Below are 24,292 nucleotides of genomic sequence, written 5' to 3' on the forward strand. Positions count from 1 at the left end.
CGCGGCGGCTGTGATTGAGCGAGCCTTTAACTACACGCCTGCCTCAAACCGCTCCCTGTGGTTATGGGTCCCGGCTCAAGGCCGGGACGACAGCGAGGGTGCGGATGCGGTGTTGCCATGCCCCTGCGGCCGCAGCGCGCGGCCGAGCGCCATCAGCGGGAAGTAGTGGCGGTACATGCCGTAGCGGAGCATGAAGGCGCGGGACAGTTCCGGGCCCTGCATCAGCCGTTCCTGCAACGAGGGATCGTTGAGCTTGATGGTCTGGCCGACGCCGTAGCCGGGGAAGCCGGTGCCGGTGAATTCCGGCTCGTCCCAGGTGCCGGCCGACTGGCGCTCGACCAGCCACATGCAGCCGCGCTCGATGGCGTCCTTGTCCTGTGGACGGTTGGCGGCGAGCAGCGCCATCAGCGCCCAGGCGGTCTGCGACGCTGTGGTGGTGCCGCGCCCGACCGCGCTGACGTCCATGTAGGACGCGCAGCTCTCGCCCCAGCCGCCGTCCGGCTGCTGATGGGCGACGAGCCAGTCGCAGGCGCGGCCGATATAGGGTTGCGTCATGTCCTCGCCGATCGCGGCCAGCGCCGGCAGCACGGCGCCGGTGCCGTAGACGTAGTTGACGCCCCAGCGGCCGAACCATGGACCGCTCGGCTCCTGCTCCCGTCGGATGTAGTCGAGCGCGCGCACCATGGCGGGATGGTTGCGCGAGATGCCGAGCTTGCCGAACGCCTCGACGATGTGGGCGGTGACGTCGACCGACGGCGGATCGAGCGCCTCGCCGTAGTCGCAGAACGGAATCTTGGTCAGGATCTGCTGGTTGTTGTCCTTGTCGAACGCGCCCCAGCCGCCGCCGTGGCTCTGCATGCCGATCAGCCAGTCGACGCCGAGCTGAATGGCCTCGTCGATGCCTTTCGCCTTCCACTTGGGGTCATGCCGCAGCGGCGCCAGCGCGATCAGCGCGACCGCGGTGTCGTCGGTGTCGGGATAGTAGTTGTTGGCGTATTCGAACGCCCAGCCGCCGGGCTTGACGTGCGGCAGCTTCATCGACCAGTCGCCGGGCACCCGCACCTGGCGCTCCAGTACCCAGTTCACCGCCTTGTCGACGGCTTCCGGATAATCGCCGAGCACGCCGGCATCGTCGAAGGCGAGCAAAGTGAGGATCGTGTCCCACACCGGGCTGTTGGTCGCCTGGATGTAGGTGGCATCGCCAACATCGACCCGCCAGCCGGGATCGTTCAGGGCATCGAGGCCCTTGGCGAGAACGGGGTGATTGAGCGGATAGCCCTCGGCATAGAGCGCCATCAGGCCGTAGATCCAGGGCGGCTGGATACCGCCCCAGGCGCCGTCGACATCCTGATGGCGGATCATCCATTCCAGCACGCGGCTGGTCGCCGCCGGGCGAAACAGGCCGAGATTGAGCTTGTTGCCGAAGTTCTGCAGGGCATGCAGCACCTTGTCGGCGCCGCGGAAGAACTTGTCCCAGCCGCCGGCATTGGCCTTGACCGGCAGGTCGTAGCCGAACGCGTTGCGCCCATGCGGAAACAGCGCGTCGAGCCGGTTCTCGGGCGGCAGCGGCCGGCTCGGGCGCCGCGCCGACAGCACGGCGATCGGCATCAGGGTGGCGCGTGCCCATTGCGCGAAATTGTAGATCGAGAACGGAAACCAGAGCGGAAACCAGATGACTTCGGGCGGGATGTTCGGCGTCTTCTCCCACGGCCATTCGCCGATCAGCGCCAGCCAGTAGCGCGTGAACACGCGGATGTTGCGCAAGCCGCCCTTGGCCTCGATCCATTCGCGGGCGCGGCGCACCGGCGGCTCATCGTCGCGGAAGCCGAGCGAGCGCAGCGCGGCATAGGCCTCTACGGTCGCGTTGATGTCGCCATTGGGCGCGCCGAAATAGACCTGCCAGGCGCCGTCCGGGCGCTGGCTGTCGAGCAGCGACTGGCCCAGGCGCTTGCGCAGCGGATGGTCCTCGAGCCCCATGAACCACAGCGCCAGGCACCATTGCGCCTCCATGCAGGCGTTGGATTCGGCGCGGCCGACCCAGTGGCCGTCCGGCTTCTGGTTGGCGATCAGCCAGTCCGAAGCCGCCCGCACCGTCGATTGCAGGGCGGTCTGGTAATTTCCCGGGTCGCGCGGCGCGCGCGCGGAAGCCGAGCTGGTCAAAGTCATCATCATCCCTCTGGCGGCCCGATAGCGCCGCTGCAGCCGTCGAATTCACCCCGCCCTATAGGGAATTTCGCCGTCAAATCCAATCAACTGGCCGTAGCAGGCCGGATCAAAGCGGAAACGAAAAGCGTACGGACCGAGGTCTTCAGCGCTCGTGGTTAGCACCTCGGCGGGGACAGGGATGTGACACCGCTCACGCGCGGGGGCCGCGGCTTCCGCTCAAACCGGCAGGTAATTGCGCAGCAAAGGCAGGAAGAAGATCGCGACCGTGATCAGGAAGCCGATCGCCCACAGGATCGAGCGCAGCGACGGCCGGTCGCCGACGTAGGTCAGGACGTAGGCGATGCGCACGATCAGGAACAGCACCGACAGCTCGTTGATCAGGTTCTGCGGCGCGCCGCGGAACTCGGCCAGCAGTACCGCCGCCGCAAAGAACGGGAACGCCTCGATGCCGTTCTGGTGGGCGCCCAGCGCCCGCTCGCGGATGCCGCCGGCGTAGAAGGCGGGATCTCGCGGCCGGGCGTTGTCATAGCGCCCGGCGCCGTCGACCTTGATCCATTTCGCCGGCACGATCGTTAAAAGGTAGAGCATTACGCTGGCGAAAATGCACCATTCTGCAATCGTCATGGCTCCTCCGATGACATCGGTGAAATGGCCCTTATCTTGACAATGTCGAAACAAGCCGCCAAGCCACGCCCTTCACCAGTCACAGGCATCATGACCGCCGCCATCTCCCTCGACAATGCCAGGCCTGTCGATGCCAAGGCTCTTGATGCCAAGGCTCTTGATGCCAAACCGTTGCCGGCCGCGAGCACGTCACGCGTCGGCGTGCTGCTGGTCAATCTCGGGACGCCCGATACGGCCGACGCCGCTGGCGTGCGGGTGTATCTGAAAGAGTTCCTGTCCGACCGTCGCGTCATCGAGGACCAGGGCCTGCTGTGGAAGATCATCCTCAACGGGATCATCCTCAACGTCCGGCCGCGCAAGAAGGCCAAGGACTACCAGTCGATCTGGAACACCGAGAAGAACGAATCGCCGCTGAAGACGATCACCCGCGCGCAGAGCGAGAAGCTGGCCGCTGCGATCGCCGACCGCAGCCACGTCCTCGTCGACTGGGCGATGCGCTACGGCAATCCGTCGATCAAGGCCGGTGTCGATGGCCTGATGGCCAAAGGCTGTGACCGCATCCTGGTCGTGCCGCTGTATCCGCAATATTCGGCCGCGACCTCGGCCACCGTGTGCGACGAGGCGTTCCGCGTCCTGACCGAGCTGCGGGCGCAGCCGACCATCCGGGTGACGCCGCCCTATTACAACGACGATTTCTACATCGAGGCGCTGGCGGTCTCGATCGAGGATCATCTGAAGACGCTGCCGTACACGCCCGAGCTGATCGTGGCGTCGTTCCACGGCATGCCGAAGGAATATGTCGACAAGGGCGACCCCTATCGCGAGCAGTGCGTCGCCACCACCGAGCTGCTGCGCAAGCGGCTCGGCATGGACGACACCAAGCTGCTGCTGACCTTCCAGTCGCGTTTCGGCTTCTCGGAGTGGCTGCAGCCCTACACCGACAAGACCATCGAGAAGCTCGCCAAGGACGGCGTCAAGCGCATCGCCGTGGTGATGCCCGGCTTCGCCGCCGACTGCCTGGAGACGCTGGAGGAGATCTCCGGCGAGAACTGCGAGATCTTCAAGCACAATGGCGGCGAGGAATTCTCCGCCGTGCCGTGCCTGAACGACAGTGCCCCGGGCATGGAGGTACTGCGGCAGCTCGTGCTGCGCGAGCTGCAGGGTTGGCTGTAACGGGCTGGCTCTGAGCCGGCCCGCCGGCGCTTCTCTGCCTTCGGCTAGGTGAGCCGTGCGGCGGCGCAAGGTTAATGCCGCTGCAACCTTCGAAAATACTTTCCTGAACCGCGCCTGACGAATCCCCGACAAAATCATGCAGCAATCCCTAGATTGTGATGGCTGCAGAGGCTGGTGAGGGGACGACCGTCTCCTCCCTTGGAGGATACATGAGCGGTTTCGACATTTTCGCCATAGCGCTGGTGCTGCTGGTCATCTTCACGCTGTATTCCGGCGTGAAGACCGTGCCACAGGGGTTCGACTGGACCGTCGAGCGGTTCGGCAAATACACCCGCACCTTGTCGCCGGGCCTCAACATCATCGTGCCCTTCTTCGATCGCATCGGGCGCAAGATCAACATGATGGAGCAGGTGATCGACATCCCCGAGCAGGAGGTCATCACCAAGGACAACGCCACCGTGACGGTCGACGGCGTCGCCTTCTACCAGGTGTTCGACGCCGCCAAGGCGAGCTACGAGGTGTCGAACCTCAACCAGGCGATCGTCACGCTGACCATGACCAACATCCGCTCGGTGATGGGCGCGATGGATCTCGACCAGGTGCTGTCGCATCGCGACGAGATCAACGAGCGGCTGCTGCGGGTCGTCGACGCCGCGGTGTCGCCGTGGGGCCTCAAGGTGAACCGGATCGAGATCAAGGACATCGTGCCGCCGGCCGATCTGGTCGAGGCGATGGGCCGTCAGATGAAGGCCGAGCGCGTCAAGCGCGCCGACATCCTGCAGGCCGAGGGCCAGCGCCAGTCGGAGATTCTGCGCGCGGAAGGTGCGAAGCAGAGCCAGATCCTGCAGGCGGAGGGCCGCCGCGAATCGGCCTTTCTCGATGCCCAGGCGCGCGAGCGCGCGGCCGAAGCCGAGGCCAAGGCGACGCAGATGGTGTCGGACGCGATCGGTAAGGGCGATGTCGCCGCGCTCAACTACTTCATCGCCGACAAATACATCAAGGCGTTCGGCCAGCTCGCCGACTCGCCGAACCAGAAGGTGATCATGCTGCCGCTGGAGGCGACGGGCATGCTGGCCTCGCTCGCCGGCATCGGCGAGATCGCCAAGGCGACGTTCGGCGAGAGCGCGGCTTCGGCCGTGGCCGCCGCGCGCCGCGGCGGTTCGGTGCCGTCGGCGGGGACGCCGCCGGCGCCGCCCGTGCCGCCGCGGACGTAGAGCGAAGGAGGCGATCATGAGCGACATGTTCGTCACGCTCGGCACCTGGAACTGGCTGATCTTCGGCGTCCTGCTGATGGCGCTGGAGCTGCTGGCGCCCGGCATCTTCCTGTTCTGGCTAGGCCTCGCGGCGCTGCTGGTCGGCCTGATCTCGTTCGTCGTCGCGCCGGGATGGCAGCTGCAGATACTGCTGTTCGCGCTGTTCGCGATCGCGGCCGTGCCGCTGTGGCGGCGGCTGGCGCGCGCCAACGCGGCGCCATCGCAGGACAATCCGTTCCTCAACCGCCGCTCGGCCGCGCTGGTCGGCCGCGAGTTCACCCTGGAGAAGCCGATCGTCGGCGGCAACGGCACCGTGCGCATCGACGACACGGTGTGGCGCGTCGCCGGCCCGGACACGCCCGCCGGCAGCCGCGTGCGCATCGTGCAGGCGGACGGCGCACATCTGACGGTGACGGCGGCGTAAGCTCCGGGTGATGTCGCCTGATTGAAGCAACGCTCTCACCACGTCATTGCGAGCGCAGCGAAGCAATCCAGAGTCGTTTACACAGCCCTGGATTGCTTCGTCGCTTCGCTCCTCGCAATGACGGGGGCAGAGCGGGGCTCAGTTCTGCAGCCGGACGCCCAGCATCACCACCGTGCCCGACGATCCCGCGCCGGCGATGTTGGAGTCCAGCTTGTCATAGCGCAGCGTGCCCTTGACCCAGACGTTGCGCGACATCTTGTAGACGAGGTTGCCTTCGGCCGAATAGGTGCGGTCGCTGCGGCCGTAGCCCTGATAGTCGAGCGTGCCGAAGCTGAACTTGCCGATGCCGGTCAGCCAGCGGCGGAAATCGTGATCGACCTGCACCGTGTAGGTGCGCACCAGCACGCCGGAGGCGCCGGCCACCGTGGTCTCCGCGAGCTGCGTGTCGGAGAGAAAGCGCGCGGTGGTGAGCGGCGTCGCCGACCACACCAGCGAGGCCGTGGTCAGGAAGCCCTGCAGCCGGTTCAGCCGCGGGTCGACATAGCTGCGCGTGGCATAGCCGAGCGAGACCTCGCCGGTCAGCAGCCGGGTGAACTCGAACGAGGTGCCGGCCTTGGCGTAGCCGCCGGAGGAATCGCGCTGATAGCCGGAACGGTCGATCTTCTCGTCGTGCACGCGGCTGTCGCCCTGGATTTCCGTGAAGGGCTTCAGGCCGGGCATGACCTCATAGGACACCCGGCCGATGCCGCCGAACTGGTTGTAGTTGCGGTCATCGTTCGACGTCATCGTGCCGTCGGTCAGCTTGCTCTGCTGATAGCTGGTGCGATCGGCGGTGGCGCCGGCCGAGACCTGCAGCCGGTTGAAGCGCTGGTCGATGCCTAAGGTGGTGCCGAGCGTGGTGTAGACCGGATAGCGCGACAATCCGGCCTGCACGCTGGGGCTGCCGGGATTGTCGGTCGCCGCGCGCAGGCGGAGCTGGGCGCCGATCGAGGTGTCGCGCGTGATATCGAGGCGGCCGTCGACATGGCCGGTGAAGTCGGGGCGGTCGAGCGTGGTCGGCGCCGAATTGATGCCGCCGTCCATGATGGCCGGCAGGGTGCTGCCATAGCCGGTGAAGGATCCCCTAAGGTCGGCGACGAGGGCGTGACGCTCCCAGTTCGACACCGCCAGGAATTCCGGCGCGATCACCCAGGCCGGCATGCCGCGCGGCCTGGCGAGGCGGGCCGGGTTGCTGTCATAGCCGGCAGAGAGCTCGACCGCGCCCTTGATCAGGAACGGCCCGGCGTAGTCGCCGACCGCGCCGAACGGGTCGTCGTCGATCCTGAGGCGCTTGCGCGGCGGCTGGCCGGGGACGGTGCCCGCCATCGCGGGCGGCAGCGGTTGCCGGTTGGCGGAGGCCGAGGGCGGCAAGGTCGGGCGCAACTGGCCGGTGAGCTCGCCGGACGGCGGTGTGCCGGGGCCCGGCGCCGGCTTGGGCCGCGCCTGGGCGGGATAGTATTTCGGCTTCTTGCGGGTGCGATTCAGCGAATCATAGCCGACATCGGATGCGCCGCTGGCCGCGGGCACACCGGGCAGGGGGACCAGAGTTCGTCGTGCGGCCGAGCTGGCCGGCGCAGGCGTCGCGGGCAGCCCTGGCGTCGGGACGGCATCGGTCAGGCCGCTGACCACGGTCCGCCGCAACGGGGAGTCCTGCGGTGCCAGGAAGCCGTCGCGCACCGGCCGGAACACGTCGATGGTCTGGGAGCGGGCGGCCTCGGGGCCGAGCGCGGCGAGCAGCAGGCATGCGGCGGACGCACCGCGCCACACCGCGCGCCTTCGCGCGCGCCTCGCGCGGCCGCTGTCAGGCCTCCACCCCACGATGAAAATACTCCAACAAAATCAATTGCGTCGTCGGGACGCCCGCGCCGCCGGCCAACCGCGTCGTTAAGGGAGTAAAAACAAATATGGTTAATGGGCTGTTGATGGCGCCTTGCTGCCTTACCCATGCTAAAGAGCGGCGCCTGACTGTTCAGCCCTGGAAGTCCGCATGCCGAGATCGAAGCCGTTGCCCGACACCGCTCCCGCCAACGCAGATATCCAGTCGGCGCTGCGCACGCTCGACGCCGGCAGCAACGGCATTGCCGCGATCTCCGCGGCGCTATCCGGGCCCTTGGGAGCAGCCTTCGCCGCTGCCGTCGAGCTGATCCGCCAAGCCAAGGGCCGGGCGATCCTCACCGGCCTCGGCAAGTCCGGCCACGTCGCCCGCAAGATGGCCGCAACCCTCGCCTCGACCGGCACGCCCGCCTTCTTCGTCCATTCCGCCGAGGCCGGCCATGGCGATCTCGGCATGATCACCTCGGACGACGTCGTCATCGCGCTGTCGTGGTCCGGCGAGCAGCCGGAGATGAAGACGCTGGTCAACTATACCAAGCGCTTCGCCATCCCGCTGATCGCGGTCACCTCCAATGCGCAATCGTCGCTGGGGGAGGCGGCGCGTATCGTGCTGGAGCTGCCGAAGGCGCGCGAGGCCTGTCCGCACAATCTGGCGCCGACCACCTCGACCCTGATGCAGGCCGCGATCGGCGATGCGCTCGCGATCGCGCTGCTCGAAGGCCGCGGCTTCACCGCGCTCGAATTCGCCAATTTCCATCCGGGCGGCAAGCTCGGCGCCATGCTCAAACATATCTCCGATCTGATGCGCTCGGGCGACGCGGTGCCGCTGAAGCCGCTCGGCACCGGCATGGCCGATGCGCTTGCCGAGATGTCGGCCAAGGGTCTGGGCTGCGTCATCATCGTCGATGGCCGTGGCCATGTCGCCGGCATCATCACCGACGGCGACCTCCGCCGGAAGATGCGTGCCGACCTGCTGTCCGTCTCGGTCGACGAGATCATGACCGCGAACCCGCGCACCGTGCGCCGCGAGGCGCTGGCCTCCGAGGCGCTGGAGATCCTGAACTCCGCCAAGATCACGACGCTCATCGTGACGGATGGCTTGAAGCCAGTCGGCATCCTGCACATGCACGATCTGTTGCGGGCCGGGGTGGCGTGATCTTTCCACCATGACCGACCGTTTCGATCTCGACAAATATCTCGCCCGGATCGGCTATCGCGGGCCGCTGGCCCCCACCTTCGACACGCTGGCCGGATTGCAGGCGGCGCATGTCGATGCCATCGCTTTCGAGGGCATCGATCCGCTGCTCGGCCGGCCCGTGAACATCGATCTCGCCTCGGTCCAGGCCAAGATCGTCGACGGCCGTCGCGGCGGCTATTGCTTCGAGCAGAATGCGCTGCTGAAAGCGGCGCTGGAGGCGATCGGCTTTGCGGTGACGCCGCTCTCGGCACGGGTGCGCTGGCGGCTCGACGCCGATGCGCCGCTGACGCCGCGCACGCACATGATGCTGAAGGTGGACCTGCCGGAGGGGCCTCATCTCGCCGATGTCGGCTTCGGCTCCTGCCTGCTCGATACGCCGCTGCAGATGGTTGCCGACATCGAGCAGCCGACCGCGATGGGGACGTTCCGTCTGACGCTGTCTGATGGGCTGTATTGGCTCGCGGCGAAGCAGCCGGCTGGCTGGCGCACGATGTATGTGTTTGATCTGGTGCCGCAGATTCATGCCGACTATGTGCTCGGCAACTGGTTCACCTCGACCAGCCCGTTGACGCCGTTCACCTCGATGCTGATCCTGGAGCGGTTGACGCGTGAGGCGCGCTACAAGCTGGTCAATCGCCGCCTGGTCATCGAGGCGCGCGATGGCGAGGCGAGGAGCGAACAGATCATCGAAACGCCCGAGACGCTGCGCAGCGTCATCGAGGAGGTGTTCGGGCTCACGCTGCCGGTGCCCGTCGATGTGATCTGGGCGCGCATCGAGAGCTGACGGGAAAGCGTTGCGATGGCCGGTGAGCTTCAGCTGGATTCCTATCTCGCCCGCATCGACTATCGCGGGCCGCTCGCGCCCGACCTGTCGACGCTCGCAGCGCTGCAGGCCGCGCATGTCGACGCGCTGCCGTTCGAGGCGCTCGATCCGCTGATGGGGCGTCCCGTCCATGTCGACCTGCCGTCCGTGCAACAGAAGCTCGTGCTCGGCCGCCGCGGCGGCTACTGCTTCGAGCAGAACGTGCTGTTCCAGGCGGTGCTTGAGGCGATCGGCTTCAAGACCACCGGCCTGACCGGCCGGGTGCGCTGGCGCTCGGCGCCATCAGATCCGCTCGGGCCGCGCCAGCACATGATGCTGCTGGTCGAGGTCGATGGCCGCCCGCATCTCGTCGATGTCGGCTTCGGCATCTGCATGATGGATGCGCCCATTTGTCTCGAGCTCGGACCCGAGCAGCAGACGCCGATGGGAACGTTCCGCATCGGCACGTGGGACGGGCTCTATACGGTCAGCGCGAAGCAGCCGACGGGCTGGCGCATGATGTACGCGTTCGACCTCGCGCCGCAGATCCATGCCGATTATGTGCTCGGCAGCTGGTACACCTCGACCAGCCCGAACGTGCCGGCCACGCATACGCTGATGATGGAGCGTGTCGAGCCCGGCATACGTCACAAGCTGGTCACCCGCCGCTATCAGCGGCAGGCGCGCGATGGCGAAGTCGTCGAGGAGCGTGTGATCGAGAGCGCCGCCGAACTCGGCGGCGTCATCGACGAGATCTTCCGGGTGACGCCGCCGGTGCCGGTCGAAGACATCTGGGCAAGGACCAAGGCTTGATCACTCTCCGATGACGCGAGTCAAAACGCGTATTCGCGTGATCAGCGCGGACATGATCACGCGCGAACTGCATTTGAATGGAATGCCGGCGCGGCCATTGTGCTTATCTTAAGAGTCGCAGCTTTAGGTTGCGGGAACCAAGGAGGCTCGCGGCGTCCTGCCGTCGAACAGTGGGGACCGTCCACATGGCTGACATCGTGATGCTCGCGGTGCGCGCAATCCTCGAAGGCACGCCCGCTGCCGAGCCGGGCCGCTGTCGCTGCACGCGGCCTCATCCCGCCTGACATCGGAGCCGCGCGAGGCGCGGCTCATCCGAGCTGGCCCGATGGCCAGGACGGGTGGGGGCTTCACGGTGACACGTCGACCCTGACGCTTCGACGCCCATCCGATCGATCATGGACCGTCGACCTGACCTGCCACTTCAGGCCGTGCGGAGATTCATGTTGAGGAAGCCCCCACCCCTTTTGTTGGTTGAATGCAATTCTGGAAATTGGATTTGAGCTGAAGCGTCACGGGCAGTGCGCTCCCTCGCTCCGTTCTTATGGGGAGGGGGGAATTGAAGTGAACCCTCCAAGTACTGAGTCTGCGAAATGGCTGCGAGGAAACAGCATCAGCCGTGATCTCATTTAATCGCCTTAGGAGAAGACTGCGCAATTTGCCAAGTGGCCACTTTTGTAGGGACCGGTTCGATCAGGCCGCGACTGTTCAAACGATGCAGATACGAACGAAAAGTCGCCGGCTTCACATTTGGAAAACGAAACAGAATCTCTCGGCTCAGAGCGGCCGTTGACACTCCCTTCTCCGACTCTCGGAGAGCTTCAAGAATCCGATCTTCGATCAGTACTCGATTTACGCTGTTCTTTCGGGTGACATCCTTGATTTTAAGGGATTTGTTGCGGATTTTTGTAAGCAGACGACGAAGAGCGTTCTCTTCTGCTTCGAGCTCAAGGCGACGCCGAATGGTTTCATTTAGCTGTTCCAGGATCTGGCGTTCCAGTTCCGTGCTGGGCACTTCCGCATCGTCAATCATGTTGCACAAGCCATTTTTGCAACAGCCTGGTATTTTCCATAGATCCACAATTACAATGACTTATGGGGCTTGACAAGGAGGTAAAAATAATTTAGCAACAAGCAGTTGCACTGTCTTGTTGCTAATTCGAATTGGCGCCGCCGTATCCAGTTTGTTGCTTTTTGATCGTGAAGCGTTTAAAAAATAAAAAAGGGACAGCCGTAGCTGTCCCTTTGAATGGCGCGGAAGTGGTGGGATTCGAACCCACGAGAGCCCAGTCTGCCGTCGAAGCTTGTGGTCTCTGCCCGATTAGGAGTCGGGTGCTTTTAGCCACTCAGCCACACTTCCCTCAACTCCTGATGGAATCAGGAGATGTGAAGATGTGCCAGAATACATAAAATGCATCGCTTCGCAAGAAGCGGTGCATTTTATTTTGGGCTGAACAAATTTCGAAGCGTATGCAATAGCATAGCCGATTGCGTCAGGAACCGCCTGCCTAGCTATAGAGCGTCGGCGAGAGCAGCGACTGCCGCACGCCAAGTTCAGGGCGACCGGCCCGACCCCGCCCCACAAGCGGAGGGGAGGCGGAGACCGTCGTGGCGTGAGGGGGGGGACAAATAAACCGACGATGCCTTCAGCGCGGCAGCTCGGTCTTGCCCATCAGGAACTTGTCGACGGCCTGGGCGCAGAGACGGCCCTCGCGGATGGCCCACACGACCAGGGACTGGCCGCGGCGCATGTCGCCGGCGGAGAACACCTTCGGCAGCGAGGTCTGGTAGTCGGTCAGATTGGCCTTGACGTTGCCGCGCGGGTCGAGGTCGACGCCGAGGCTCTTGAGCAGGCCCTCGTGCACCGGATGCACGAAGCCCATCGCCAGCAGCACGAGGTCGGCGGCGAGCTCGAACTCGGTGCCCGGGATCGGCTTGAACTGGGCGTCGACGCGGACGCAGTGCATCTTCTTCACCGCGCCGTTCTCGCCTTCGAACTTCTGCGTCAGCACCGCGAACTCGCGCATCGCGCCCTCGGCCTGGCTCGACGACGTCCGCATCTTCAGCGGCCAGTTCGGCCAGGTCAGCGCCTTGTCCTCACGCTCCGGCGGCGCCGGCATGATCTCGAGCTGGGTGACCGAGAGGGCGCCCTGGCGCAGCGAGGTGCCGATGCAGTCGCTGCCGGTGTCGCCGCCGCCGATCACGACGACATGCTTGCCGCCGGCGAGGATCTCGGTGGCGTTCACAGGCTCATTGCCGACGCGGCGGTTCTGCTGCGGCAGGAAGTCCATCGCGTAGTGGATGCCGGCGAGGTCGCGGCCGGGGATCGGCAGGTCGCGCGGGGCTTCCGCGCCGCCGGTCAGCGCCACTGCGTCGTAATCCTTCAGCAGCGTCTTGGCATCGAGGCCGTCCTTGCCGCCGACATTGACGCCGTAATGGAAGACGACGCCTTCGCCTTCCATCTGCGCGATGCGGCGGTCGATGACGCCCTTCTCCATCTTGAAGTCGGGAATGCCGTAGCGAAGAAGTCCGCCGGCCTTGGCGTGCTTCTCATAGACATGCACCTCGTGACCGGCGCGAGCGAGCTGCTGCGCGGCGGCGAGCCCGGCCGGGCCGGCGCCGACGATCGCGACCTTCTTGCCGGTCTTGACCGCGGCCGGCTCCGGCTTCAGCCAGCCGTTCTCCCAGGCCTTGTCGACGATGGCGCATTCGATCGTCTTGATGGTCACCGGGTTGTCGTCGATGTTCAAGGTGCACGACGCCTCGCACGGGGCGGGGCAGATGCGGCCGGTGAACTCCGGGAAGTTGTTGGTCGAGTGCAGGTTGCGCGACGCCTCTTCCCAATTGCCGTTGTAGACGAGGTCGTTCCAGTCCGGGATCTGGTTGTTGACCGGGCAGCCGGTGGTGCCCGGCGCGGCCGAGCCCGTGCCGTGGCAGTAGGGGATGCCGCAATTCATGCAGCGCGCCGCCTGGTCGCGCAGCTCCTTCTCGGAGAGCGGCACCACGAACTCGTTGAAGTTCTTCAGACGCTCGGCAACCGGCGCGTACTTGCGATCGTGCCGCTCGATTTCGAGAAAACCTGTGACCTTGCCCATGACCTACGACGTCCCTGACTGCTCGGGCCTCATGGTTCGAGACGGCGCTTTCGCGCCTCCTCACCATGAGGGTTTGCTCCTACTTCTCCTCACCCTGAGGAGCGGCGTCTTCGCCGCGTCTCGAAGGGTGAGGCCCCGCTCTCGGCCTCATGGTTCGAGACGGCGCTACGCGCCTCCTCACCATGAGGAGAGATATCAAGCCCCGATCGCGATCTTCGGCTCGGCGTCGGCGTTGGCCGCCATTTCCTTCAGGGCGCGGCGGTACTCAACCGGCATCACCTTGCGGAACTTCGGCGCATAGTCCTTCCAGTTCGCCAGGATTTCTGCGGCGCGCTTCGAGCCGGTGGCCTTGGCGTGACGCGAGATCAGGATGTGCAGGCGTTCGATGTCGGACGCCAGCAGGTTCTTGAACACGTCGACCCGGCCATGCGCCTCGAGATCGCCCATCTGGTGATAGGAGGCTTCCGCGATCATCTCCTCCGACAGCACCGGCTCGAGCTCGACCATCGCCATGTTGCAATGCTTGTCGAAGTCGCCGGCCTCGTCGAGCACATAGGCGACGCCGCCGGACATGCCGGCCGCGAAGTTGCGCCCGGTCTTGCCAAGCACGACGACGATGCCGCCGGTCATGTACTCGCAGCAATGATCACCCGCGCCCTCGACGACGGCGACCGCGCCCGAGTTGCGCACCGCGAAGCGCTCGCCGGCGATGCCGCGGAAGAAGCACTCGCCGGAGATGGCGCCGTACATCACGGTGTTGCCGACGATGATCGACTCCTCCGGCACGATGCCGGAGTTGCGCGGCGGCTTGACGATGATGCGGCCGCCCGACAGGCCCTTGCCGACATAGTCGTTGCCTTCGCCTTCGAGCTCGAAGGTGACGCCGTTGGCGAGCCAGGCGCCGAACGCCTGGCCGGCGGTGCCCTTCAGGCTGACGTGGATGGTGTCCTGCGGCAGGCCGGCATGGCCGTAGATCTTCGCCACCGCGCCGGAGAGCATCGCGCCCGCGGAACGGTCGGTGTTGTTGATCTCGGCCTCGATCTTCACCGGCGCGCCGCGGTCGAGCGCGGGCCTGGCCTGCTCGATCAGCCTGCGGTCGAGCACGGCCTCGAGGTGATGGTCCTGCTTCTCGGCGTGATAGACCTTCTGGCCGGGCTCCGCCTTCTGCTTGACGAACAGCTTGGAGAAGTCGAGGCCCTTGGCCTTCCAATGCGCCACCAGCCTGGACTGGTCGAGCATCTGGGTCTGGCCGACCATCTCGTTGAACGAGCGGTAGCCGAGCGCGGCCATGATCTCGCGGACTTCCTCGGCGACGAAGAAGAAGAAGTTGATGACGTGCTCGGGCTGGCCGGTGAAGCGCTTGCGCAGCACCGGGTCCTGGGTGGCGACGCCGACCGGACAGGTGTTGAGGTGGCACTTGCGCATCATGATGCAGCCGGCCGCGATCAACGGCGCGGTGGCGAAGCCGAACTCGTCGGCGCCGAGCAGGGCGCCGATGACGACGTCACGGCCGGTGCGGAAGCCTCCGTCGACCTGGACCACGATGCGGCTGCGCAGCCGCTCGCGCACCAGCGTCTGATGCGTCTCGGCAAGGCCGATCTCCCACGGCGATCCCGCATGCTTGATCGAGGTGAGCGGGGAGGCACCGGTGCCGCCCTCGAAGCCCGCGATCGTGACGTGGTCGGCGCGCGCCTTGGCGACGCCGGCCGCAACCGTGCCGACGCCGACCTCCGAGACGAGCTTGACCGAGACCTGACCGTCGGGATTGACGTTCTTCAGGTCGTAGATCAGCTGCGCGAGATCCTCGATCGAGTAGATGTCGTGGTGCGGCGGCGGCGAGATCAGACCGACGCCGGGCGTCGAGTGGCGCACCTTGGCGATGGTGGCGTCGACCTTGTGGCCGGGCAGCTGACCGCCTTCGCCGGGCTTGGCACCCTGCGCCATCTTGATCTGCATCATGTCGGAGTTGACGAGGTACTCCGTCGTCACGCCGAACCGGCCCGAGGCGACCTGCTTGATCGCCGAGCGCATGGAATCGCCGTTCGGCAGCGGCTTGAAGCGGTCGGCCTCCTCGCCGCCTTCGCCGGTGTTCGACTTGCCGCCGATCCGGTTCATGGCGATCGCGAGCGTCGTATGCGCCTCGCGCGAGATCGAGCCGAAGCTCATCGCGCCCGTGGCGAAGCGCTTGACGATCTCCTTCGCCGGCTCGACCTCGTCGAGCGGAACCGGCTTGCGCTTGTCGTCCTCGGCCGACTTGATCCGGAACAGGCCGCGCAGGGTCAGCAGCCGCTCCGACTGCTCGTTGAGCAGCTTGGCGAACGCCTGGTAGCGCTCCCTGGAGTTGCCGCGCACGGCGTGCTGCAAGGTCGCAACCGACTCTGCCGTCCACGCATGGTCCTCGCCGCGGGTGCGGTAGGCATATTCGCCGCCGACATCGAGCGCGCTCTTGTAGACCAGCGCATCGCCGAACGCGTCGCGGTGACGGCGCGTGGTCTCCTCGGCGATCTCGGCGAGGCCGACGCCCTCGATGCGGGTGTGGGTGCCGGCGAAGAACTTCTGCACGAACTCGGCGCGAAGGCCGACCGCGTCGAAGATCTGCGCGCCGCAATAGGACTGGTAGGTCGAGATGCCCATCTTCGACATGACCTTGAGCAGGCCCTTGCCGATCGACTTGATGTAGCGCTTGACGACCTCGTAGTCGCTCAGCGCGCCCGGCAGCTTGTCCTTGAGCGCGATGATGGTCTCGAAGGCGAGATACGGATTGATCGCCTCGGCGCCGTAGCCGGCCAGACAGGCGAAGTGATGCACCTCGCGCGGCTCGCCGCTCTCGACGACGAGACCGACCGAGGTGCGCAGGCCGGTGCGGATCAGGTGATGATGCACGGCGGCGCAGGCGAGCAGCGACGGGATCGGAATCCGGTCGGCCGAAACCATGCGGTCGGACAGGATGATGATGTTGACGCCCTCGCGCACCGCGGCCTCGGCGCGGCCGCAGAGATCGTCGAGCACCTGCTCGAAGCCGGCCGCGCCCAGGCTCGCATCGAAGGTGGTGTCGAGCGTGCGTGAGACGAAGTGGCTGTCGGAGACCTCAGAGATCGAGCGGATCTTCTCGAGGTCCGCATCGGTCAGGATCGGCTGATGCACCTCGAGCCGCTTGGTCGAGGCGACACCCTCGAGGTCGAACAGGTTAGGTCGCGGGCCGATGATCGAGACCAGGCTCATCACCAGCTCCTCGCGGATCGGATCGATCGGCGGGTTGGTGACCTGTGCGAAGTTCTGCTTGAAGTAGGTGAAGAGCAGCTTCGGCTTGTCCGACAGCGCCGAGATCGGCGTGTCGTTGCCCATCGAGCCCGTGGCCTCCTCGCCGGTGGCGGCCATCGGCGTCATCAGGATCGCGATGTCTTCCTGGCTGTAGCCGAACGCCTGCTGCCGGTCCAAGAGCGGCAGGTTGGTGCGCGCGCCCGTGGTCGGCGCATCCGGCAACTTCTCGACCTGGATCTGCGTGCGGCCGAGCCACTCGGTGTAGGGATGGCTGGCGGCGAGCTGCGCCTTGATCTCGTCGTCCGGGATCAGGCGGCCCTGCTCGAGATCGACGAGCAGCATCTTGCCGGGCTGCAGCCGCCACTTGGTGACGATCTGGTCCTCCGGGATCTTCAGCACGCCCATCTCGGACGCCATTACGATGCGGTCGTCCTTGGTGACGAGATAGCGCGCCGGCCGCAGGCCGTTGCGGTCGAGCGTGGCGCCGATCTGGCGGCCGTCGGTGAAGGCGATCGCGGCCGGGCCGTCCCACGGCTCCATCAGGGCGGCGTGATATTCGTAGAACGAGCGGCGCTCCTCGCTCATCAGCGGATTGCCGGCCCACGCCTCCGGGATCATCATCATGACCGCGTGTGGCAGCGAGTAGCCGCCCTGCACCAGGAACTCGAGCGCGTTGTCGAAGCAGGCGGTGTCGGACTGGCCCTCATAGGAGATCGGCCAGAGCCGGCTGATGTCCTTGCCGAACAGCTCCGACGACACCGACGCCTGCCGCGCCGCCATCCAGTTGACGTTGCCGCGCAGGGTGTTGATCTCGCCGTTGTGCGCGATCATCCGGTAGGGATGCGCCAGCGACCAGGTCGGGAAGGTGTTGGTCGAGAATCGCTGATGCACCAGCGCCAGCGCGCTCTCGAAGTCCGGCTCGTGCAGGTCGGCGTAGTACTTGCCGAGCTGGTCGGCCAGGAACATGCCCTTGTAGATCACGGTCCGGCAGGACATCGAGCACGGGTAATAGCCCGACATGCCGCGGTCGCGGCGCTGATAGATCGCCTGCGAGATCGACTTGCGGAGGATGTAGAGCTTGCGCTCGAACTCGTCCTCGGTCTTGGCGGCGCCGTTGCGGCCGATGAACACCTGCATGCTGCGCGGCTCGGTCGGCTTGACCGTCACGCCCAGCGAGGAGTTGTCGGTCGGCACGTCGCGCCAGCCGAGCAGGACCAAGCCTTCCTCCTCGATCTGGTCGGCGATGATGCTCTTGATGACGTTCCGCCAGGAATCGTCGCGCGGCATGAACAGCGCGCCGATGGCGTATTCGCCGGGGGCGGGCAAGGTGAAGCCGAGCTCCTTCGCCTTGCGCGAGAAGAAGGCGTGCGGGATCTGCACCAGGATGCCGGCGCCGTCGCCGAAGCGCGGGTCGGCGCCGACGGCGCCACGATGCTCGAGGTTGCACAGGATGTTCAGCGCGTCGGCGACGATCTGATGCGACTTCTGGCCCTTGATGTTGGCGATGAAGCCGACGCCGCAGGAATCCTTCTCCTGGCTCGGGTCATACAGACCTTCGGCCTCCGGACGCCAGGTGTGCAGCTCGCGGGTGATCTCGGCCGGTTTCTCGTGCGAATCCACAGCCAGCACCGCGCCGCCCAAAATTCCGTGCTCGACCTTCGATCCGCTCATATCCGTCCCCATCAGTTATTGGTCAGGGCCTTCACCACAGTCCGGTACACAGTCCGGCGCACCCCGGGCGCTGCGCGGCCCCTCTCCGGAGCCAACGCTCGTCCTTTTTCAGCGAGCCGCATTTGCAGAATTCAGGCCAGCCGCCGGGGGACCATGTCCCCGCTGGACGACCGCGGCCTGTTCATGTCGCAGCGCCCTCAGGCGCCGTAACATCATTGCAAAGTCTCGGTCACCTTTGCAACGAAATTTTAGACAGCATTTCTGTCCTAAACCGCAAGATGCCAAACTTTAACCTATCACACAAGCACTGCGGAGTCCTCGAGTTCGGGCGCCGCAACACGCTCATTCCCCGGCAAATCTTCCGTTTCTGCCGCTGACCGAACGATCCGGCCGGGCCGGCGATCACGCGCCGCGCTCGATTTTGAAACCTAACGCCCCGATCCCGCCCCTTCGCCGACCCAGGACCGCCGGAATCGCGGCAGAACTTCCGCCGCACTTGAGAAGAAGCGAACAGCTTCACGTGCGGGGGCATGCAGGAGCTTTGAACCATGAAGTTGCTAGTTGGAGTCGTCTCAGCCGCGCTGGTCGCGACGTTCGCCGCCGCGCAGGCCGAGCCGCTGCCACCGTCCGGCCTCCACGGGCCGTATACGGCAGTCTCCGATTTCGATGCGCCTTATTCGGACTTGCCGCCGCCGGCCGTCGTGCCTGCGCCACCGCCGCGTTACGGCTACCGGCCGGGCCCTGACTACGGCTACCGCGACGAGCGCTATGTGCCGCCGGCGCCGGTCTACCGTCAGGACAATTACAGAGAGGGCTATCAGCAGGACTATGGCTATGCGCCCGCGTTCCTGCCGGTGCATGAGGTCTATGCCATTCTGCGCGACAACGGTTTCTCGCCGCTCGGCGCGCCGCGCCAGCGCGGCAATGTCTGGATCGTGGCGGTGCTCGATCGCCAGGGCGAGGACGGCAAGCTCGTCGTCGATGCCCGCTCCGGCCGCATCATCCGCTTCGTGCCGGCGTTCCAATGGGGCGAGGAGTACGAGCGGATGCGCTATGAGCCCGCCCCGCGCGGTGGCCTCGACCGCCTGCCGCCGCCGAGCGTGATCCGGGCCGATCCGCGCCTGGTGCCGCCGATGCCGGCTGCGCCGCGCGTTGCCACCGCGGCGCCGATCCAGCCGAAAGTGCCGACGCCTGCCGCGCGGCCGAGTGCACCGGCACCGCAGACCGCAGCGCTCAATCCGAAACCGGCGGACGCACCCAAGGCCCTTCCGCCCAAGCCCGCGGACATCAAGCCGGCCGAGGCCAAGGCTTCGGACGCCAACACCTCTGACGCGAAGCCTTCAGACGCCAAGGCTTCAGAGGCCAAGGCTTCAGACGCAAAACCCTCTGAGCCGAAGCCCGTGCAATCGGCCGCGGCTACGGCCACGCCGCAGACGACTGGCTCCGTCGCGGCACCCGCGGCGAAGCCGGTGCCCCAGATCCTGCCGACGGCAAAGATGCCGGCTGTACAGGGTTTGGAATAGAGGCAGTCAGACGGTCTGCCCGGCCGCTTGCCACCCCCAACGCCGTCATCGCCCGGCTCGACCGGGCGATCCAGTCAACACCGGCATCTCGGTCATTCACGACCGCCGCCGCGGACTGGATGCCCGCTTTCGCGGGCATGACAGGTCGTTTGGAGCAGCCGATGAGACCCCAGCACCATCGGTCGCACTACTCGTGCTGACCGGCGGCCTTCAGGATCAGATCAGCGATCTCCTTCGGATGCGACACCAGCGACAGGTGTCCGGCGTCGAGCTCAATCGTGGTTGCCTTCATGCGGTGGGCCAGGAAGCGCTCGAAATCCGGATCGATGGTCTTGTCCTGCTTCGACACTGCATAGAATGACGGCTTGTCGTGCCATGCCGCCTGGGTGGTGCGGTTGCCGAAGATCGTCGCCGCGGTCGGCCACTGCACCGCATAGAGCTCCTTTGCCGTCGTCGCATCGACGCCGTTGGCGAAGTCCGTCAGGAAGGCGTCCTCGTTGAGCTTGGTCTCGCCGTCATGGTCGACGATGCCGGCGCGCGCCGGCGGCGTCGGATATTGGCCGGCGAGCTTGACGAAATCCTCGCCCGCATCGGGGGCGCGGGCGGCGACATAGACCAGCGCGCTGACCTTCGGATCGGTGCCGACCTCGCTCACGACCGTGCCGCCCCAGGAATGGCCGACCAGCACGGCTGGCCCATCCTGCTCGGCCAGGGCGCGGCGGGTGGCGGCCGCGGAGTCCGCCAGCGAGGTCAGCGGGTTCTGCACGGCCGTGACCTTGAGGCCGGCCGCCTGCAGATAGGGGATGACCTTGGCCCAGCTCGAGCCGTCGGCCCAGGCGCCATGCACCAGCACGACGTTGTGGACCTTGGGCGGCGGCGCGGGCTGCGCCAGAGCAGGGCCGGCCAATGCCGTCAGGGCGGCGACGAAAGTGAGGGTGCGAACGACGTTCATCGTTGAGGCTCCAGTGGCTCGGGTGAGTGAGGTCATCACTGGCGTCTTCGCTGGCCGGGTGCAGGCCGTTACCGCCCGTCACGATCGTTTGATTGCACTGCAGCAACGCACAAAAAAAACGCCCCGGCTGCCCGGGGCGTTCGCATTCTCAAGTCTGAGTGCCGGTTAAGCGGCGGCCTTCTCGGCCGATCCCTCGATCACCGGCTGCTCGGAGCCTTGCGCGCCGGTCGAGATCGGAATCGAGCGGGGCTTCTTCGCTTCCGGAATCTCGCGTACGAGGTCGACGTGGAGCAGGCCGTTTTCGAGGCTGGCGTTCTTCACCACCACGTGGTCGGCGAGCTGGAACGAGCGCTCGAACGCCCGGGCGGCGATGCCGCGATACAGCACCTCAGCCTTCTTGCCGTTCTCATTGGCGGCCTTCTCGCCCTTGATCGTCAGCGTGTTTTCCTTCGCGACGAGGGAGAGCTCATCCTTGCCAAAGCCGGAGACGGCGACGGTGATGCGGTAGGCGTTCTCACCGGTGCGCTCGATATTGTAGGGCGGATAGCCGGGGGTGGGCTCGGCGGTGGCCTGATCGAGCATCGAGAACAGACGGTCGAAACCGACGGTGGAACGATAGAAGGGGGTGAGGTCGTAGGTACGCATGGTCAAAGTCCTCCATTGAGCGACTATTGGGCAAACCCGCCCGCCATCGGGCCGGGCCGTCGTGCAGCCATCAGAGGCCTGCACGATCTCGATGTAGGGCAGGCGTTTCGACGTTCAAGGGCGTTCGGGACCTGCTCTTTTTGCCGTTCCACCCCTTGATTCCCGCTGCCTTTCACCTATTCGATGGGTGCCTCATGACGCTCGTCTCGATTCCCGCCAATCCCGTTCCCGAAAACGTCACTGCCGGCACCATCAAGACCCCTGATGGCGCCGAGCTGCGTTTTGCGCGCTGGGCGCCGCCGGCCGGGCGCAAGGGCACGGTGTGTGTGTTCACCGGCCGCAGCGAGATGATCGAGAAGTATTTCGAGACGGTGCGCGATCTGCGCGATCGCGGCTTTGCGGTCGCCATCATCGACTGGCGCGGCCAGGGCCATTCGTCGCGGCGCCTGCGCGATTCCCGCAAGGGCTATGTGCGCTCGTTCTCCGACTACGAGACCGACGTGGAGACCTTCGTCACGCAAGTCGTGCTGCCGGACTGTCCGCCGCCTTATTTCGCGCTGGCGCATTCGATGGGCGGCACGGTGCTGCTGCGGCTCGCGCATGCCGGCAAGCGCTGGTTCGATCGCATCGTGCTGTCGGCGCCGATGATCGACCTTCCGGGCAGCCGCACAGCGCTGCCGGCGCGGCTGTTGCTGCGGGCAATGCGCATCGCCGGGCAGGGCGGCCGCTACGTGCCGGGCGGCAACGACGAGATCAGCGGACTGGCGCCATTCGTCAACAATCCGCTGACCTCCGATCCGGTCCGCTATGCCCGCAACGCCGCGATCCTCGAAGAAGATCCGACGCTCGGCATCGCCTCGCCCACGGTCGCCTGGGCCGACGCCGCGTTCTCCGCGATGATGACCTTCCGCGGCATGAGCTATCCGTCGCAGATCCGCCAGCCGATCCTGATGCTGGCGGCCTCCAGCGACACCGTGGTGTCGACGGCTGCGATCGAGGAGTTCGCCTATCATCTGCGCGCCGGCTCGCATCTCGTGATCGCCGGCGCCAAGCACGAGATCCTGCAGGAGCAGGACCGCTACCGCTCGCAGTTCTGGGCCGCGTTCGATGCCTTCGTGCCGGGCACCCCGCTGTTCGGCTGAGCCGTCGCGCCCGTTTGCTGGACACCCCTGGGCGGGCGGGCTAGCTAGGCCCGACGTCCTCCTCGGAGCTTGGCGGCAGACGTGAGTGAACGGCGGAAAAATCAGCAGACGCAGGCGCTGCAGGAAGCGGTCCACGCGCTCCGTTCGCGGCAATTCGCGCGCGCCGAGCAGATCGCCGCCTCGATCCTGCGCACGGCCAGGACCGATCGCGCGGCGCTGCTCGTTCATTCCCATGCGCTGCTTGGCCAGCACCGCGCGAGCGAGGCGATTGCGCCGCTGGAGAAGGCGGTGCTCCGCGGCAGCGATCCGGAACTCGAGACGCTGCTCGGCGCCGCCTTGTGCGAGTCCAGACGCGCCGCCGACGGCATCGCGCAGCTGCGCAAGACCGCGGCGCGGCGGCCGCCTTTTCTGCCGGCGTTCCAGGAGCTGGCGGGGCGGCTTGCCAAGTCGGGGCAGCTTGGTGAATCCATCGCCGTGATCGAGGAGGCGCTGACGCTGTCACCCGACAGCGTCGACCTCCAGCTCGATCTCGGACGCCTCTCTCTTCAGGCCAATGACCGCGTTCGTGCCCGCACGCACCTGCTGGCGGCGCGCGAGGCCGCGCCGGGACGGCCCGACATCCTGATCGAGCTCGCCTGGGTGCAGTTCCTCGACGGCGACTATGCCGAGGCCGCAGGCACCTACCGCCATGCGCTCGGGCTGCGGCCGGAGGACACGCAGACCCGCGCCAATCTCGCGATGTGTCTCGCCGAGATGGGGGATCGCGATGGCGCCCAGGCTGCGCTGCGCACGGCGGTGCGCGGCCGACCGCATCTGCTGACCCGCGCGGCCTACACGCTCGCCGTCACCTCGCACGGCCGTTTCTTCTTCCGTCCGAGCGACGCTGCCAGATTCCTGCAGATCGACGGCGCTGCGACAGCTAAGCCCTGAACCGCTTGCGATAGACGCCCGTCTCGCGCTTCAGCGCATCGCGCACCTCGTGGATCTCGGCGATCTCCTCTTCGGTGAAGGCCGAGGTCTGCATCGCCCATGCCTGCCGCTTCACCGGAATGCATTGCGCGACCGGCGTTCCTCTCGGGATCAGGCCGCGGAACGCCGTGTCATGCCAGTGCGCCGGGAAGTGCACGAACGAGTCGTGAAAGCGGTCGCTGTCGACCAGTCCGGTCAAGGTGGTGAAGGGCAGGTCGAAGCGGTTGACGGGATGCGTGAACAGCAATGCCCAGCCCTCCGGCGACTCGATCGTCCAGAGATTGTGAAACTTGAGCAGGAAGCGGTCGGCCTCGAACAGCGGCGAGCCCGTGACCTGCGCGACGTCGTGGAAGCTGATCGGTGAGCGCGGAAAATCGATCGCACCGCCCGGCGGCAGCTCGTTGTCCCAGCTGATGCCGCCATCCTCGACCGTGAGATCGCAGATCAGCGGAATGAGGAAGCCGGTCGTCATCGCGTCGATGAAGGGCGGGCAGCGCTTGACGGTCTGCTCCTCGGCCTGGTTGAGCGCGCTGAACGCGGTGGCCGGCATCGTCTTGACCCAGTCGGGAACGCCCATCGGCGCCGGTACCGGCTGCGGAATGAGGTCTTCGAGCTCCTTCGGACAGCGGAATTTCAGCATGAGCGGTTCAGTCTCGGACATCGGCGCCGCGGTTCTCCTGGGGACGACGGCAGATGTCTACGCCTTCGCCGC

Annotated in this window: 18 protein-coding genes and 1 tRNA gene; 9 read left to right on the forward strand and 10 right to left on the reverse strand. The window is 66.0% G+C overall.

The genetic code is table 11. From position 1 onward, the window contains the following. Nucleotides 1–75: 75 nt before the first annotated feature. Both shc and QX128_RS04415 read right to left on the reverse strand, forming a co-directional pair. Nucleotides 76–2,166 (reverse strand): squalene--hopene cyclase, encoded by a 2,091-nt coding sequence (gene shc / locus QX128_RS04410; RefSeq protein WP_316236972.1) that lies wholly within the window; start codon nucleotides 2,164–2,166, stop codon nucleotides 76–78. Nucleotides 2,167–2,382: 216 nt separating this feature from the next. Continuing rightward, nucleotides 2,383–2,790, reverse strand: coding sequence for an MAPEG family protein (locus QX128_RS04415; protein WP_315801803.1), 408 nt, complete (start codon nucleotides 2,788–2,790; stop codon nucleotides 2,383–2,385). A 90-nt stretch (nucleotides 2,791–2,880) separates the two neighbouring features. On the opposite strand from QX128_RS04415, the gene hemH reads away from it, so the two are divergent. The 3 genes from hemH to QX128_RS04430 all read left to right on the forward strand — a co-directional run bounded on the left by hemH (nucleotide 2,881) and on the right by QX128_RS04430 (nucleotide 5,640). After that, nucleotides 2,881–3,963, forward strand: a complete 1,083-nt coding sequence (hemH, locus tag QX128_RS04420; protein WP_316217184.1) for a ferrochelatase — start codon at nucleotides 2,881–2,883, stop codon at nucleotides 3,961–3,963. Between the two features lie 209 nt (nucleotides 3,964–4,172). Further along, nucleotides 4,173–5,177 (forward strand): SPFH domain-containing protein, encoded by a 1,005-nt coding sequence (locus QX128_RS04425; protein WP_315801805.1) that lies wholly within the window; start codon nucleotides 4,173–4,175, stop codon nucleotides 5,175–5,177. A gap of 16 nt (nucleotides 5,178–5,193) precedes the next feature. After that, the gene (locus tag QX128_RS04430; RefSeq protein ID WP_316236783.1) at nucleotides 5,194–5,640 is read left to right on the forward strand and encodes an NfeD family protein; all 447 of its coding nucleotides are present in this window, start codon (nucleotides 5,194–5,196) and stop codon (nucleotides 5,638–5,640) included. A 138-nt stretch (nucleotides 5,641–5,778) separates the two neighbouring features. Here QX128_RS04430 and QX128_RS04435 read toward each other — a convergent pair whose 3' ends face one another. Beyond that, the gene (locus QX128_RS04435) at nucleotides 5,779–7,497 is read right to left on the reverse strand and encodes an outer membrane beta-barrel protein (RefSeq protein ID WP_316236784.1); all 1,719 of its coding nucleotides are present in this window, start codon (nucleotides 7,495–7,497) and stop codon (nucleotides 5,779–5,781) included. Between the two features lie 169 nt (nucleotides 7,498–7,666). Here QX128_RS04435 and QX128_RS04440 point away from each other — a divergent pair, with 169 nt between their 5' ends. Genes QX128_RS04440 through QX128_RS04450 form a run of 3 tightly spaced genes read left to right on the forward strand, consistent with a single transcriptional unit; the run spans nucleotide 7,667 to nucleotide 10,325 of the window. Continuing rightward, nucleotides 7,667–8,668: a KpsF/GutQ family sugar-phosphate isomerase gene (locus QX128_RS04440; protein ID WP_316236785.1), complete on the forward strand. Its 1,002-nt coding sequence runs from the start codon at nucleotides 7,667–7,669 to the stop codon at nucleotides 8,666–8,668. 10 nt (nucleotides 8,669–8,678) lie between these two features. Beyond that, nucleotides 8,679–9,494, forward strand: a complete 816-nt coding sequence (locus tag QX128_RS04445; protein WP_316236786.1) for an arylamine N-acetyltransferase — start codon at nucleotides 8,679–8,681, stop codon at nucleotides 9,492–9,494. Between the two features lie 15 nt (nucleotides 9,495–9,509). Then, the gene (locus QX128_RS04450; RefSeq protein ID WP_316236787.1) at nucleotides 9,510–10,325 is read left to right on the forward strand and encodes an arylamine N-acetyltransferase family protein; all 816 of its coding nucleotides are present in this window, start codon (nucleotides 9,510–9,512) and stop codon (nucleotides 10,323–10,325) included. A 622-nt stretch (nucleotides 10,326–10,947) separates the two neighbouring features. Here the strand turns inward: QX128_RS04450 and QX128_RS04455 are convergent. The 4 genes from QX128_RS04455 to gltB all read right to left on the reverse strand — a co-directional run bounded on the left by QX128_RS04455 (nucleotide 10,948) and on the right by gltB (nucleotide 18,349). After that, nucleotides 10,948–11,355, reverse strand: a complete 408-nt coding sequence (locus QX128_RS04455) for a hypothetical protein (protein ID WP_316236788.1) — start codon at nucleotides 11,353–11,355, stop codon at nucleotides 10,948–10,950. A gap of 222 nt (nucleotides 11,356–11,577) precedes the next feature. Then, nucleotides 11,578–11,682, reverse strand: a tRNA-Arg gene (locus QX128_RS04460). 286 nt (nucleotides 11,683–11,968) lie between these two features. Beyond that, entirely contained in the window at nucleotides 11,969–13,417 is a 1,449-nt protein-coding gene (locus tag QX128_RS04465; protein ID WP_316236789.1) for a glutamate synthase subunit beta, read from the reverse strand. 195 nt (nucleotides 13,418–13,612) lie between these two features. Continuing rightward, nucleotides 13,613–18,349 (reverse strand): glutamate synthase large subunit, encoded by a 4,737-nt coding sequence (gene gltB / locus QX128_RS04470; RefSeq protein WP_316236790.1) that lies wholly within the window; start codon nucleotides 18,347–18,349, stop codon nucleotides 13,613–13,615. A 548-nt stretch (nucleotides 18,350–18,897) separates the two neighbouring features. Here gltB and QX128_RS04475 point away from each other — a divergent pair. Then, complete coding sequence (locus tag QX128_RS04475; RefSeq protein WP_316236791.1) at nucleotides 18,898–19,872, forward strand: hypothetical protein; 975 nt, start codon at nucleotides 18,898–18,900, stop codon at nucleotides 19,870–19,872. Nucleotides 19,873–20,059: 187 nt separating this feature from the next. Here QX128_RS04475 and QX128_RS04480 read toward each other — a convergent pair whose 3' ends face one another. Next, nucleotides 20,060–20,824 (reverse strand): alpha/beta hydrolase, encoded by a 765-nt coding sequence (locus QX128_RS04480; protein WP_316179614.1) that lies wholly within the window; start codon nucleotides 20,822–20,824, stop codon nucleotides 20,060–20,062. A 165-nt stretch (nucleotides 20,825–20,989) separates the two neighbouring features. Next, nucleotides 20,990–21,469 carry an Hsp20 family protein gene (locus tag QX128_RS04485; protein WP_315801815.1) on the reverse strand — a complete coding sequence of 160 codons (480 nt, stop codon included), beginning with the start codon at nucleotides 21,467–21,469 and terminating at the stop codon, nucleotides 20,990–20,992. Between the two features lie 194 nt (nucleotides 21,470–21,663). Here QX128_RS04485 and QX128_RS04490 point away from each other — a divergent pair, with 194 nt between their 5' ends. Together QX128_RS04490 and QX128_RS04495 are read left to right on the forward strand one after the other, a co-directional pair. Next, nucleotides 21,664–22,611 carry an alpha/beta hydrolase gene (locus QX128_RS04490; protein ID WP_315801816.1) on the forward strand — a complete coding sequence of 316 codons (948 nt, stop codon included), beginning with the start codon at nucleotides 21,664–21,666 and terminating at the stop codon, nucleotides 22,609–22,611. Nucleotides 22,612–22,692: 81 nt separating this feature from the next. Beyond that, on the forward strand, nucleotides 22,693–23,541 hold the full coding sequence (locus QX128_RS04495) for a tetratricopeptide repeat protein (RefSeq protein ID WP_316236792.1): 849 nt from the start codon (nucleotides 22,693–22,695) through the stop codon (nucleotides 23,539–23,541). On the opposite strand, the gene QX128_RS04500 is transcribed toward QX128_RS04495, so the two are convergent. Beyond that, nucleotides 23,531–24,241, reverse strand: a complete 711-nt coding sequence (locus tag QX128_RS04500) for a hypothetical protein (RefSeq protein WP_316236793.1) — start codon at nucleotides 24,239–24,241, stop codon at nucleotides 23,531–23,533. The genes QX128_RS04495 and QX128_RS04500 overlap by 11 nt on opposite strands. Nucleotides 24,242–24,292 lie beyond the last annotated feature (51 nt).

This window comes from Bradyrhizobium sp. SZCCHNR1015 (assembly GCF_032489875.1).
Lineage (GTDB): Bacteria > Pseudomonadota > Alphaproteobacteria > Rhizobiales > Xanthobacteraceae > Bradyrhizobium.

Coding starts and splice junctions, on each gene's coding strand:
- shc (WP_316236972.1), bottom strand. CDS start 2,166: ATGACTTTGACCAGCTCGGCTTCCGCGCGCGCGCCGCGCGACCCGGGA.
- QX128_RS04415 (WP_315801803.1), bottom strand. CDS start 2,790: ATGACGATTGCAGAATGGTGCATTTTCGCCAGCGTAATGCTCTACCTT.
- hemH (WP_316217184.1), top strand. CDS start 2,881: ATGACCGCCGCCATCTCCCTCGACAATGCCAGGCCTGTCGATGCCAAG.
- QX128_RS04425 (WP_315801805.1), top strand. CDS start 4,173: ATGAGCGGTTTCGACATTTTCGCCATAGCGCTGGTGCTGCTGGTCATC.
- QX128_RS04430 (WP_316236783.1), top strand. CDS start 5,194: ATGAGCGACATGTTCGTCACGCTCGGCACCTGGAACTGGCTGATCTTC.
- QX128_RS04440 (WP_316236785.1), top strand. CDS start 7,667: ATGCCGAGATCGAAGCCGTTGCCCGACACCGCTCCCGCCAACGCAGAT.
- QX128_RS04445 (WP_316236786.1), top strand. CDS start 8,679: ATGACCGACCGTTTCGATCTCGACAAATATCTCGCCCGGATCGGCTAT.
- QX128_RS04450 (WP_316236787.1), top strand. CDS start 9,510: ATGGCCGGTGAGCTTCAGCTGGATTCCTATCTCGCCCGCATCGACTAT.
- QX128_RS04455 (WP_316236788.1), bottom strand. CDS start 11,355: ATGATTGACGATGCGGAAGTGCCCAGCACGGAACTGGAACGCCAGATC.
- QX128_RS04465 (WP_316236789.1), bottom strand. CDS start 13,417: ATGGGCAAGGTCACAGGTTTTCTCGAAATCGAGCGGCACGATCGCAAG.
- gltB (WP_316236790.1), bottom strand. CDS start 18,349: ATGAGCGGATCGAAGGTCGAGCACGGAATTTTGGGCGGCGCGGTGCTG.
- QX128_RS04475 (WP_316236791.1), top strand. CDS start 18,898: ATGAAGTTGCTAGTTGGAGTCGTCTCAGCCGCGCTGGTCGCGACGTTC.
- QX128_RS04480 (WP_316179614.1), bottom strand. CDS start 20,824: ATGAACGTCGTTCGCACCCTCACTTTCGTCGCCGCCCTGACGGCATTG.
- QX128_RS04485 (WP_315801815.1), bottom strand. CDS start 21,469: ATGCGTACCTACGACCTCACCCCCTTCTATCGTTCCACCGTCGGTTTC.
- QX128_RS04490 (WP_315801816.1), top strand. CDS start 21,664: ATGACGCTCGTCTCGATTCCCGCCAATCCCGTTCCCGAAAACGTCACT.
- QX128_RS04500 (WP_316236793.1), bottom strand. CDS start 24,241: ATGTCCGAGACTGAACCGCTCATGCTGAAATTCCGCTGTCCGAAGGAG.